Origin of the sequence: Bacillus siamensis, from assembly GCF_051628075.1 — a bacterium.
Lineage (GTDB): Bacteria > Bacillota > Bacilli > Bacillales > Bacillaceae > Bacillus > Bacillus siamensis.
The window spans coordinates 3884715-3897476 of record NZ_CP155579.1 but is presented as its reverse complement, the minus strand read 5'-3'; the positions used below and the strand labels follow the sequence as shown (position 1 = coordinate 3897476).

At 43.9% G+C, this 12762-nt stretch carries 14 protein-coding genes; 12 read left to right on the top strand and 2 right to left on the bottom strand.

The features are described from left to right. The first annotated feature begins 619 nt into the window (after positions 1-619). The 10 genes from rpmH (at position 620) to ABDB98_RS19310 (ending at position 9986) form a co-directional block, all read left to right on the top strand. Positions 620-754, top strand: a complete 135-nt coding sequence (gene rpmH, locus ABDB98_RS19355; protein ID WP_003178075.1) for a 50S ribosomal protein L34 — start codon at positions 620-622, stop codon at positions 752-754. Between the two features lie 152 nt (positions 755-906). Further along, positions 907-1257 carry a ribonuclease P protein component gene (gene rnpA / locus ABDB98_RS19350; protein WP_016937314.1) on the top strand — a complete coding sequence of 117 codons (351 nt, stop codon included), beginning with the start codon at positions 907-909 and terminating at the stop codon, positions 1255-1257. A 160-nt stretch (positions 1258-1417) separates the two neighbouring features. Then, positions 1418-2167 carry a YidC family membrane integrase SpoIIIJ gene (spoIIIJ, locus tag ABDB98_RS19345; RefSeq protein WP_014471334.1) on the top strand — a complete coding sequence of 250 codons (750 nt, stop codon included), beginning with the start codon at positions 1418-1420 and terminating at the stop codon, positions 2165-2167. Continuing rightward, positions 2164-2805, top strand: a complete 642-nt coding sequence (gene jag / locus ABDB98_RS19340) for an RNA-binding cell elongation regulator Jag/EloR (RefSeq protein WP_438421040.1) — start codon at positions 2164-2166, stop codon at positions 2803-2805. The genes spoIIIJ and jag overlap by 4 nt, the downstream gene beginning before the upstream one ends. 288 nt (positions 2806-3093) lie before the next feature. Then, entirely contained in the window at positions 3094-4473 is a 1380-nt protein-coding gene (mnmE, locus tag ABDB98_RS19335; RefSeq protein ID WP_007615094.1) for a tRNA uridine-5-carboxymethylaminomethyl(34) synthesis GTPase MnmE, read from the top strand. A gap of 16 nt (positions 4474-4489) precedes the next feature. Further along, the gene (gene mnmG / locus ABDB98_RS19330; RefSeq protein WP_004392959.1) at positions 4490-6376 is read left to right on the top strand and encodes a tRNA uridine-5-carboxymethylaminomethyl(34) synthesis enzyme MnmG; all 1887 of its coding nucleotides are present in this window, start codon (positions 4490-4492) and stop codon (positions 6374-6376) included. Positions 6377-6389: 13 nt separating this feature from the next. Next, a complete protein-coding gene (rsmG, locus tag ABDB98_RS19325; RefSeq protein WP_045925731.1) occupies positions 6390-7109 on the top strand; it encodes a 16S rRNA (guanine(527)-N(7))-methyltransferase RsmG in 720 nt (239 codons plus the stop codon). Positions 7110-7230: 121 nt separating this feature from the next. Continuing rightward, complete coding sequence (gene noc, locus ABDB98_RS19320; RefSeq protein WP_016937318.1) at positions 7231-8082, top strand: nucleoid occlusion protein; 852 nt, start codon at positions 7231-7233, stop codon at positions 8080-8082. A gap of 298 nt (positions 8083-8380) precedes the next feature. Then, on the top strand, positions 8381-9142 hold the full coding sequence (gene soj / locus ABDB98_RS19315; protein ID WP_007409899.1) for a sporulation initiation inhibitor protein Soj: 762 nt from the start codon (positions 8381-8383) through the stop codon (positions 9140-9142). Further along, a complete protein-coding gene (locus ABDB98_RS19310; RefSeq protein WP_016937319.1) occupies positions 9135-9986 on the top strand; it encodes a ParB/RepB/Spo0J family partition protein in 852 nt (283 codons plus the stop codon). Before soj ends, ABDB98_RS19310 begins: the two co-directional genes overlap by 8 nt. Before the next feature lie 29 nt (positions 9987-10015). On the opposite strand, the gene yyaC is transcribed toward ABDB98_RS19310, so the two are convergent. Next, complete coding sequence (yyaC, locus tag ABDB98_RS19305) at positions 10016-10630, bottom strand: spore protease YyaC (RefSeq protein ID WP_060963795.1); 615 nt, start codon at positions 10628-10630, stop codon at positions 10016-10018. A gap of 157 nt (positions 10631-10787) precedes the next feature. Next, a complete protein-coding gene (locus tag ABDB98_RS19300; protein WP_438421039.1) occupies positions 10788-11291 on the bottom strand; it encodes a GNAT family N-acetyltransferase in 504 nt (167 codons plus the stop codon). Between the two features lie 163 nt (positions 11292-11454). On the opposite strand from ABDB98_RS19300, the gene ABDB98_RS19295 reads away from it, so the two are divergent. Together ABDB98_RS19295 and ABDB98_RS19290 are read left to right on the top strand one after the other, a co-directional pair. After that, on the top strand, positions 11455-12459 hold the full coding sequence (locus tag ABDB98_RS19295) for a YkvI family membrane protein (RefSeq protein ID WP_438421038.1): 1005 nt from the start codon (positions 11455-11457) through the stop codon (positions 12457-12459). 85 nt (positions 12460-12544) lie between these two features. Next, positions 12545-12751: a DUF951 domain-containing protein gene (locus ABDB98_RS19290; protein WP_004392973.1), complete on the top strand. Its 207-nt coding sequence runs from the start codon at positions 12545-12547 to the stop codon at positions 12749-12751. The last annotated feature ends 11 nt before the right edge of the window (positions 12752-12762 follow it).

Here is a 12762-nt window from a genome sequence, read left to right as displayed (position 1 = left end):
TATCCGGCACAGCCCTCCTTTTCTTTAAAATCAGCGCTCTTCCCCTGTTATAGAACACAAAAAAAGAGCATATGGCTCTGACCATTCGTACACACGAAATGTTGAAAACATATAGTATAGTAGAAAAATAGCTTTTCGACAAATTCCACAAGTTGTGGACAACAATCTACACAAGCTGTGTGAAAACAATCCACAACTTATCCACACTTTGTGGATAAAGAGAACGGAGTGAATCAATAATTAAGAGTTAAAACACAAATATAATATCAAATTAAGCGAGGACTTGCAACGGTTCTCGTAATCTTATCCACAAACCTGACAACTTGTTGAAAAATCTTTGTCCACAGGGGTTAGCAATGTGAAAATGTTGTCGATAACGATTGTGGATATTAAAAAAAGGCCAAAAAATTATCCACATACCGTTTTTTCCGGAGGGCGCGCGGCGTTTTTGCGTTAAAAAAAGGAATATGAAAATTAAGGTTTCTAATCTGGTTAAGGTATGTTATCCTATTATGGTTGTAAGAAATAAAAGCACTGCTGAAGTTGACAATGAATAGGCAGCACAAATATAATAAGTAAGACTGTCTTTAACAGCTATTCCTCGAGGGAGGTGTCATAAATGAAAAGAACATTCCAACCGAATAACCGTAAACGCAGTAAAGTTCATGGCTTCAGAAGCCGTATGAGTTCAAAAAACGGTCGTCTAGTATTAGCACGCCGTCGCCGCAAAGGCAGAAAAGTATTATCAGCTTAGGCCACTGAATAATGTCAGTGGTCTTTTTTCACATTAAGAGAAAAGAGATCATGCGTCGCCCGGTACTGGAGAAATTTCTTCAGTATTCCGGCGGCCCGTTTTTTTTAGATAGTAATAAAAGTTTCTGCGAGTGAATATCGGAGTGAATCAAAGTGAAGAAGCGAAATCGGTTAAAGAAAAATGAAGATTTTCAAAAAGTGTTTAAACGCGGAACGTCTATGGCAAACCGCCAGTTCGTACTGTATACGCTCGATCAGCCGCAGCAGGAAGAGCTCCGGGTAGGGCTTTCTGTCAGTAAAAAAATCGGCAACGCCGTCGTGCGCAACCGGGTGAAGCGGTTAATCAGACAGGCGGTTCAGGAGGAAAAAGAGCTGCTCAAGCCGAAAGATTTTATTATTATCGCTAGAAAACCCGCCGCCGACCTCAGTTTTGAAGAAACAAAAAAAAGTCTGCAGCACTTATTCAGAAAAACCTCTTTATATAAGAAATCTTCGTCAAAATAGCTCATATTTTGTTTTCTTCACGTTTTTAAAAGCGCTTCCTTTTGTTTGGCGAAAAATGACCGCCATTTAAAACTGAAAGATGCTAAAATACATACAAGGTTTATAAAGAATGGTATAGGAGGAAACGTTCTTGAAAAGGAGAATATGGTTACTACTGAGTATGGTCGGTATGCTCGTGCTGCTGGCCGGGTGCTCGAGTGTAAAAGAGCCGATTACGGCGAATAGTCCGCATTTCTGGGACAAATATGTTGTGTATCCATTGTCAGAAGTCATTACGTACGTAGCAAAACTGACGGGCGATAACTATGGTTTATCGATCATCATCGTTACGATTTTAATCCGTCTGCTGATTCTGCCGCTGATGATCAAGCAGCTTCGAAGCTCAAAAGCGATGCAGGCGCTTCAGCCGGAAATGCAGAAGCTTAGAGAAAAATACAGCTCAAAAGATCAAAAAACGCAGCAGAAGCTTCAGCAGGAAACAATGGCCCTGTTTTCAAAGCACGGGGTAAACCCTCTGGCGGGATGTTTTCCGATCCTGATTCAAATGCCGATTTTGATCGGATTCTATCACGCGATTATGCGTACGCAAGCCATTTCACAGCACAGCTTTTTATGGTTTGATTTAGGAGAGAAAGATCCTTACTATATTCTTCCTATCGTTGCCGGTGTGGCCACTTTTGTCCAGCAGAAGCTGATGATGGCCGGAAATCCATCTCAGAATCCTCAAATGGCAATGATGGTATGGATTATGCCGATCATGATCATCGTATTTGCGATCAACTTCCCGAGTGCGCTTTCTCTTTATTGGGTAGTCGGAAACCTGTTTATGATTGCTCAGACATTCCTTATTAAAGGGCCTGACATTAAACACGATCCGGAAACGCAGAAAGCGGGAGGAAAGAAAAAGTGAAGAAGGTGACTGCTGCGGGACGGAATGTCAAAGAAGCAGTTCAATCAGGCCTTCAGGAACTTCAACTGACGGAAGATCAAGTAGAAATAACGGTGGTGCAGGAAGAATCTAAAGGATTTTTGGGTATTTTCGGAAAAAAGAATGCGATCGTAGAACTGGAAGAGAAAAAAAATCCTGTTCAGGAAGCGAAAGCGTATCTGGAAGAAATCATCAATTCCATTGCGGGGCCTTCTGAGATTGTCACGGAAGAAAACAAAAAAACAGTTTGTTTTCATATTAAAGGTGAAAAAGCAGCGCTGCTTATCGGCAAAAGAGGACAAACACTCAATGCTCTGGAAACATTGGCGCAGCTTGTTTTGAACCGTGGCTCCGGGCAGTATCGCCACGCCGTTGTCGACGCTGAAAATTATCGTCTGAAAAGAAGAGAAATTCTGGATCAGCTGGCAAACAGGCTGGCCAAGCAGGTGTCGAAAACAAAAAAAGATGTGCATTTGGAACCGATGCCGTCAGGCGAAAGAAAAATCATCCATGACGCTCTGTCGAGACACCCAAATATCAAAACTTTTTCTACCGGTGAAGGCCGGTACCGTCATCTCGTTATTTCCCATAAAGATAGCAGAAAACCGAAGTCCGGGTAAAATCGGAACTTCGGTTTTTTTATTGGCGAAAATGGCTCTATTCCTAAGCAGAATCGCATTTTTTGCGTTTAAGTTTTTTCTTTTTCGGTGTATGCTGTTGATAAAAAAGGTTTTAGGAAATAAAATTAATTGTTATTCACATGTGGATAAGTTAAAGTAATAAGGGATGAATTTCTGCCTTTGTGGATAACGTATCTTCCACTTCAAACCAAACTATGTTATCTTTTAATTTTGGCGTAAATCAATTTTTTATATAGATGGAAACAGAGATAAAGAGAGGTGAACAGCATGGATACAATTGCAGCGATTTCAACTCCGATGGGTGAAGGCGCGATCGCGATCGTTCGGCTGAGCGGCCCGGAAGCCGTAGAAATCGCCGACAAAATGTACAAGGGTCCGAAAGGCAAAACGCTCAGTTCGGCAGAATCGCATACCATTCATTACGGGCATATCGCAGACAGCACGACGGGACGGATTATTGAGGAAGTGATGGTGTCTGTTTTAAGAGCGCCCAGAACATTCACAAGGGAAGATGTTATTGAAATCAACTGTCACGGAGGAATTGTGACGGTTAATCAGGTGCTCCAGCTTGCTTTAAGAGAAGGTGCGAGACTGGCGGAACCCGGTGAGTTTACGAAGCGCGCATTTTTAAACGGACGGATTGACCTTTCACAGGCGGAAGCGGTGATGGATCTGATCAGGGCCAAAACGGACCGTGCCATGAATGTCGCCATGAACCAGATGGAAGGACGGCTTTCCGCACTAGTCCGCCGTCTTCGGGATGAATTGTTAGAAACACTTGCCCATGTTGAGGTTAATATAGATTATCCGGAATATGATGACGTCGAAGAAATGACGCATCAGCTTTTAGTGGAGAAGGCAAGCGGCGTGAAGAAAGAAATTGAAGCGCTGCTTCGTACGTCTGAGCAGGGGAAAATTTTACGCGAGGGCTTGTCTACCGTGATCATCGGCCGTCCGAACGTCGGGAAATCTTCTTTGCTTAACAGTCTTGTCCATGAAACGAAGGCGATCGTAACGGATATTCCGGGAACGACGCGTGATGTGATTGAGGAATATGTCAATGTCCGAGGCGTGCCGCTCCGGCTTGTCGATACCGCCGGAATCCGTGAGACCGAAGACATCGTCGAAAGAATCGGTGTAGAACGCTCACGCCAGGTTCTGAAGGAAGCGGATCTCATTTTGCTTGTGCTCAACCACAGCGAAGAGCTTTCTGAAGAAGATGTGAAATTATTTGAAGCGGTTGAGGGAATGGACGTCATAGTCATTATGAATAAGACGGATCTTGAGGCTAAGATTGACGCTGAGCGCGTCAAGGAGCTTGCGAAAGGCCGGCCTGTCGTCACGACCTCATTGCTGAAAGAAGAAGGTATACAAGATTTAGAGGAAGCGATTCAGTCGCTATTTTATACAGGAGCGATCGAAAGCGGAGATCTCACATATGTCAGCAATACCCGTCATATCTCGATTCTGCATCAGGCAAAGCAAGCGATTGATGATGCACTGAACGGAATTGAACAGGATGTTCCGATTGATATGGTGCAAATTGATCTGACAAGGTGCTGGGAGCTGCTGGGCGAAATCATCGGTGATGCCGTCCACGAAAGTTTAATTGATCAGCTCTTTTCACAATTTTGTTTAGGTAAATAAAAGGGAGGAAAAAACCATGGGGTATGAAGCAGGCCAATACGACGTGATCGTCATCGGCGCCGGGCATGCCGGTGTTGAGGCTGCCCTCGCATCTGCGCGCCAGGGAGCCAAAACGCTTGTTTTGACGATCAATCTTGATATGGTTGCGTTTATGCCATGTAATCCGTCTGTCGGCGGCCCCGCAAAAGGGATTGTCGTCCGCGAAATTGACGCGCTCGGCGGAGAAATGGCTAGAAATATAGATAAAACTCATATTCAAATGAGAATGCTGAATACAGGGAAAGGCCCGGCCGTACGTGCGCTGCGTGCGCAGGCGGATAAATTCCAATATCAGCATGAAATGAAGCATACGCTGGAAAAAACACCGAATTTGACACTTCTTCAAGGGATTGCCGAGCGTTTAATCATTGAAGACGGTGAGTGCCGCGGTGTCATTACGCAAACCGGTGCTGAATATAAGGCAAAAACGGTCGTGCTGACAACCGGAACGTATTTAAGAGGGCGGATCATTCTCGGAGATCTGTCTTACTCAAGCGGTCCGAATAACCAGCAGCCGTCTATTAAACTTTCTGAGCACTTAGAGGAGCTTGGTTTTGATCTCGTTCGTTTTAAAACGGGAACGCCTCCTCGCGTCTCAAGCGATTCCATTGATTACAGCAAAACAGAAATCCAGCCGGGAGATCCGGTTCCGCGCGCTTTCTCATATGAAACGGTTGAATACATTACCGATCAGCTGCCTTGCTGGCTGACTTACACGAGTCCTGAGACTCATGAGATCATTGACAGCAACCTGCATCGTTCGCCAATGTATTCCGGTATGATTAAGGGAACAGGACCGAGATATTGCCCTTCGATTGAAGATAAAGTCGTTCGGTTTAATGATAAACCGCGTCACCAGATTTTCCTTGAGCCGGAAGGCAGAAATACGCAGGAAGTATACGTTCAAGGTTTATCCACGAGCCTTCCTGAGGACGTTCAGCAACGGATGCTGGCGACCATTCCGGGACTGGAAAAGGTGCAGATGATGAGAGCCGGATACGCGATTGAGTATGATGCGATCGTACCGACGCAGCTCTGGCCTACACTGGAGACGAAAAAAATCCCTAACCTGTACACGGCCGGTCAAATTAACGGTACATCAGGCTATGAGGAAGCAGCCGGGCAAGGAATTATGGCAGGAATTAACGCAGGCCGCAAAGCGCTTGGAAAAGAAGAGGTTATCCTCAGCCGTTCCGATGCGTATATCGGCGTATTGATTGATGATTTGGTAACGAAAGGAACCAATGAACCGTACCGTCTGCTGACTTCACGGGCGGAATACAGACTGCTGCTCCGCCATGACAACGCGGATCTTCGTCTGACGGAAATCGGCCATGAGATCGGCTTAATTTCGGATGAGCGCTATGAAGCGTTTGAAAAGAAAAAAGCGGCGATCGAAGCTGAGAAAAAACGTCTCTGGTCTGTTATTATCAAGCCGTCTCCTGAGAATCAGGAATATATCCGTTCACTCGGCGGAAGCGAACTGAAAGATGGAGTGCGCGGCACAGATTTAATGAAACGTCCGGAAATGAACTATGAAACAGTGACAAAACTTGCGCCTGCTGATTCTCCGGTTCCGCAAGATGTGGCGGAACAAGTGGAAATCCAAGTGAAATATGAAGGATATATCGAAAAATCCTTGCAGCAAGTGGAGAAGCTGAAGAAGATGGAAAACAAAAAAATCCCTGATCGGATTGATTATGACGCCATTAAAGGAATTGCTACTGAAGCCCGTCAAAAGCTGAAAGAAGTGCGTCCTTTATCAGTTGCTCAAGCGTCCCGTATTTCCGGGGTCAATCCGGCCGACATTTCAATCCTGCTGGTTTACCTGGAGCAGGGCCGTATTGCCAAGGTAGCTGAATAGAAAGGATGACGGCATGAATATAGAGGAATTTACATCCAGTTTAGCGGAGAAAGGGATTTCCCTTTCTGACCGCCAGCTGGAGCAATTCGAGTTGTATTACCAGATGCTCGTGGAATGGAACGAAAAAATGAATCTGACGTCCATCACTGAGAAAAAGGAAGTATATCTTAAGCATTTTTATGATTCGATTACGGCGGCATTTTATATTGATTTTGAAAAAGTCACCACTCTTTGTGACGTTGGCGCCGGTGCCGGTTTTCCAAGCCTGCCCGTCAAAATCTGCTTCCCGCATCTGCATGTCACCATCGTCGATTCACTGAATAAGCGGATTACGTTTTTGGAAACTCTCTCTGATGCTTTACAATTAGAGCATACGACATTTGTCCATGACAGGGCAGAGACATTCGGACAGCGGAAGGACGTCCGGGAAAGCTTTGATCTCGTGACCGCTCGTGCGGTGGCGCGTCTGTCAGTCCTGAGTGAGCTTTGTCTGCCGCTTGTCAAGAAAAACGGCGTATTTGCGGCACTAAAAGCAGCAGCCGCTGATGAAGAGCTGAAAGCGGGGCAAAAGGCGATTAAAGTATTGGGAGGAGAGCTTGAACAAGTTCATTCCTTTACACTTCCCGTCGAAGAAAGTGAACGGAACATTATGATCATTCGCAAGACGAAAAGCACTCCGAAAAAATATCCGAGAAAACCGGGTACTCCGAATAAATCGCCAATTGAAGGGTAATTTAGACAGCCTGATGTGACAATTCCATCATATTTTCTGCAAAATTGATGAAGATACAGCAGGAAAAACCATGAGAAAATAGAATTATAAAAATGGCAGTTTTTAAAGGTGGTGTAGGTACATGAAGCATTCATTCTCTCGTTTCTTCGGGTTTGGTGAGAAGGAAGAGGAACCGGAGATAGCAGAGCATGATACAAACAAAGAAGAGATACTCGAAATACCGGTACATGCTATCGTTCCCAACCGTTTTCAGCCACGCACCATTTTCTCAGATGAAAAGATCAAAGAGTTAGCAATGACTATCCATACACACGGCATCATTCAGCCGATTGTTGTCAGACATACAGAAGATGAAGGACAATATGAGCTCATTGCGGGTGAAAGGCGCTGGAGAGCGGTACAGACGCTTGAATGGGAAAATATTCCCGCAATTATAAAGAATTTCTCTGATACGGAAACAGCTTCTGTCGCTTTGATTGAAAACCTGCAGAGAGAAGAATTGTCCTCCATTGAGGAAGCTCATGCGTACGCAAGGCTGTTAGAACTTCATGATTTAACACAGGAAGCCTTGGCGCAGCGCTTAGGAAAAGGCCAGTCAACGATTGCGAACAAGCTCCGATTGTTAAAGCTTCCTGAACCCGTCCAGGATGCGATTATGGAGAAAAAAATCACGGAACGCCATGCAAGAGCCCTGATTCCGCTCAAACAGCCTGAGCTTCAGGTCACATTGCTTGCGGAAATCATCGAGAAAAGCTTAAACGTCAAGCAGACGGAAGACCGAGTGGTGAAAATGCTTGAACAGAATAAGCAGAAACCGAAGCCGAGACGCAAAGCGTTCAGCAGGGATACAAGAATTGCGATGAATACGATTCGCCAGTCCTTGTCCATGGTGGAAGACAGCGGCGTCAGACTGAATACTGAGGAAGAAGAATTCGAAGAGTACATTCAGCTTACCATTCGGATACCTAAATAAAAACTCTCCTGATCAGCAGGGGAGTTTTTATTTTAGCCAAAAAACTATTTTGAGATAATAATAGATGTATTCTGCACTATGTATTATAATTGTAAAAATTTATCTTTTTGTGTCGTGAATTGTCTTTTTACAGTCAAAAAAGTCACTTTATCGGAGAATTTATAAGAGAAAGTGTCTTTTTCGTTTGCATTTTTTTCACTTGCTGATAAACAAATTATGAAAAAAATAAAACGCTTTACTCTTTTTTTGATAAGATAGAAACAAGACAGTACATGTTCATGTGAAGGTAGGTGACATCGTGGGAAAAATCATAGCAATTACGAACCAAAAAGGCGGAGTCGGGAAAACAACGACTTCTGTTAATCTGGGGGCTTGCTTAGCTTACATAGGTAAAAGGGTTCTTCTTGTTGATATTGATCCGCAGGGCAACGCAACGAGCGGATTAGGGATTGAAAAAGCCGATGTGGATCATTGTGTGTACGACATTTTAGTAGATGACGCAGATGTAACAGATATTATTAAACCGACTTCAGTAGAGAACTTAGATGTCATTCCAGCCACAATCCAGCTTGCGGGAGCGGAAATCGAATTGGTTCCGACGATCTCACGGGAGGTAAGGCTGAAAAGAGCATTAGAATCAGTGAAACAAAATTACGATTATATGATTATTGATTGTCCTCCGTCTCTCGGGTTATTAACGATTAATGCGCTTACCGCATCAGATTCAGTTGTTATCCCGGTTCAGTGCGAATACTACGCTCTTGAAGGATTGAGTCAATTATTAAATACAGTTCGGCTTGTGCAAAAACATTTAAATACAGACTTAATGATAGAAGGAGTGCTTCTGACGATGCTTGATGCCAGAACGAATCTCGGCATTCAAGTGATAGAAGAGGTGAAGAAATACTTTAGAGATAAGGTGTATCAAACCATTATTCCTCGTAATGTCCGTTTAAGTGAGGCGCCGAGTCACGGCAAGCCGATCATATTATACGATCCGCGTTCGAGAGGTGCGGAAGTATATTTAGATTTAGCAAAGGAAGTGGCAGCGAATGGCTAAAGGCGGGCTCGGAAAAGGGATTAATGCGTTGTTTAATCAAGTTGATTTGTCTGAAGAGACAGTGGAAGAGATTAAAATCAGTGATTTGCGCCCCAATCCTTATCAGCCAAGAAAACAATTTGATGATGAGTCACTAGCTGAACTGAAGGAATCCATCATTCAGCATGGCATTCTTCAGCCCATTATCGTGAGAAAATCACTGAAAGGCTACGATATTGTAGCCGGGGAACGCCGTTATCGCGCTGCAAAGCTTGCCGGGAAAGAAACAGTGCCGGCCATCGTGCGGGAGTTATCTGAATCGCTGATGCGGGAAATCGCTCTTTTGGAGAACCTTCAACGTGAAGATTTATCACCGCTTGAAGAAGCTCTGGCATATGATTCACTGCTGAAACATTTGGATATTACCCAGGAACAGCTCGCTAAACGGCTCGGGAAAAGCAGACCTCATATTGCCAACCATTTGAGACTGCTGACACTGCCTGAAAGCATCCAAAACCTCATTGCAGAAGGTACGTTATCCATGGGGCACGGCAGGACCTTGCTCGGTTTGAAAAATAAAAACAAGCTTGAACCGCTGGTGAAGAAAGTGGTTGAAGAACAGCTGAACGTCCGTCAGCTTGAACAGCTCATTCAGCAGTTAAACAATAATGTTCCACGTGAAACAAAGAAAAAAGAACCTGTTCAAGATGTGGTGTTAAAAGAGCGGGAATCATATTTGCAAAATTATTTCGGAACAACAGTCAATATTAAGAGACAAAAGAAAAAAGGGAAAATTGAGATTGAGTTTTTCTCAAATGAAGACCTTGAACGTATCCTCGAACTGTTGTCAGAAAGAGAAGCATAAAAACCATCTTTTTTTAAAAGATGGTTTTTTTATATACGTCTTGTCAGCTTATGAAACGGACTGAGCCGTTCCTGCCGTCCTTCTGATTTATCTGTCAGCTGTAATCCCTCTGCCAAAACATTCGCCATGCTCATCACAAGATGAAGCCTCGTATTCTGCAGGACAAAATACTCCATAAACCCGCTGACATTGACGATTCCATTAATATGAACGTCACCGATCTCAGGAAGGTCTTTTTGAACACCGGCTCCGGGCTTCAGCGGTCCATCGCCGATTTGAAATGACCCTACGCTTTTAACGCGGCCTAAACAAGCGTCAACAGCTATAATAAACGGATTTTTATGTATATGTTGAATATGTTTCAGTTTGTCTTTCATATTTACGGCGTGAACGGGGTCTGACAGTGTTCCGTAAACGTGTAATCTGCCTAACTTCATTTTTTCTAACTTTGTTCCCACAAGCGGACCTAATGAATCTCCGGTTGATCGATCTGTACCGATACACACGGTGACTAACGGCCTGCCGCCTGCTTTACGTAAAGATGAAGCAAGGATCGCTTGTATTTGATTCGCGGCAGAGGAATCCGTATGGGACACATATTGTTTTGCCCGTTCCTGAGAAAAAAGCCCGCCTTTTCGATTCATAGGGTTCACTTCCTTGTCATGTCATACGAGTATTACACTGATGTTTGTGGTGATGTATGGTTGTTTACAGTATATCCAGCACTGTCTTTTTTTATGCTTATGTCATAATCAGTCTGTCGGGTAAAAAAAATGAACCTGAAGCTGTTGTTCTTCAAGTTCATGAAATGTATAAGACCATATGATCTACATCGACATATTGTTGGTGATCTAATTTCAGCGCTCTTTTTTCTGTAGAGAAGAGGATAAAACCTAACTGAGCGTAGAGTTTTTTTGCAGGTTCATTGGTTGAAGTAACCGAGAGATGGAGCTGTTCCGTATCTTTCATCTTTTTTGCTTGGCTGATGGCTTCAGTCATTAAGGCTTTTCCTGCGCCTGATCCTCGATGTTTAGGAGAAACATACATAGAACCGATAACCGCAATGTGTCTTAGTTTATAAAGCGGATGATTGGATATTTTAATGATGCCTATAAGACTGCCTTTCTCAATGGCGCCAAGCACTATAGCATTGTCGGCTTCAAGCCTGGCTTTGAATTTTTCGGGCGGCCATTCTTTCTCCTCATCATAGCTGACCGCAAATGCGTCCGGGTGATCTTTTAATGCTTTGAGCCTGATGCTGGAGTAAAGCTGGGTATCACTTGCGGTTAAACGCCTGATGTACATGATTTGAGCTCCTTACACGAATAAATTTTCTGAGTAGTCAATCATCTTCATCGTACCATATTTGTCCCGTTTGTATGAATGATTGCCGCTGTCGCTCAATATAGTAGCAATATGCGGAGATTATCAGAAATTTTATGAGGTGATAAGGTTGTGGAGAGCCGGAATGAGGTGGATGCTGCTCATATTAAGCAGCCAGATTGGAGCCGGGTACGCAAGCGGGCAGGAAATATGGCAGTTTTTCGGTGTTGAAAGCGGACTGGCCATTGTATTGTTTACAGTCATGTTCACCATTTCGGCTTATATTGTGCTGAAGATCAGCTATCAGGTCCAATCAACGCACTTTTTGCCTGTGCTAGAGCATTTGATGGGGCCGGCTCTTGCCAAAATCTATGATGTTCTTATCATGTTTTATTTATTTTCAACGACGACGGTCATGATTGCCGGCGGCGGTGTGACGCTGCAAATGTACAAGCTGCCGTTTTGGATCGGTATTTTTCTTCTTTGCATTGTGACCATCTGTTTATTCTTTTGGGATATAAAAGGAATATTATCTCTGAATAGTATCTTGATACCGATTCTTGTAGCGGGGCTGTTATATGCCTTGATCTTTTTTCAGACAACCCATCACTATACGTGGACGATAGATTTGACCCGTCAATATAATTGGCCGGCAAGCATCACCTTTACGTCATTAAATATCCTTTCTGTTGTGGCGGTTCTTTCTTCTGTCGGGAAGGATATGAAAGGACTGGGAGAAGCGAAAATCGCCAGTGTTGTCAGCGGGCTGATTTTCGGTGTGATTTCATTTGTCTACAATGAAACGCTTGTACAGCTCTCAGGCAGTCTCACACATTATGAGATCCCTCTCTTTGCCGTACTTGAAGGTGCTCCTTATCCGTTGTTTCTTTGTATGACAGCCGTGCTTTTTTTAGCCATATATACGACAACCGTGACCGGTCTGTTCGGGCTGTCCAGCCGCATGCTTGTTTTTGTGAAATTGCCGAGGTGGACGCTCGTTCTTCTTCTTTTAGCTGTGATGGTGCCTTTTACGACAATCGGCTTTTCAGATTTAATCGCCATTTTGTATCCCATTTACGGGCTCTTAAGTCTTTATTTGCTGGTATGTCTTCTTCTTTACCCTGTATTAGGGAGATGGAAAAAAGTATAATGCTCATTTTGAGTGCCGACGTTGCTCTTATCCTGACTTTTTTTGTACAATGAATAAAGCAGTCTATGAAGAGAGGTGAAGGGTCTTGGCGGATAAAGACTTTGGCCTGAATGATATTGTTGAAATGAAGAAGCCGCACCCTTGCGGTGAAAACAGGTGGAAAATCATTCGGATGGGAATGGATATTCGGATCAAATGCACGGGTTGTTCCCACAGTGTCATGATACCGAGAAGAGATTTTGAGAGAAAGCTGAAAAAAGTACTCGTCAAGCATGAGGAGCCTACATCATAAAGGCTGACGCT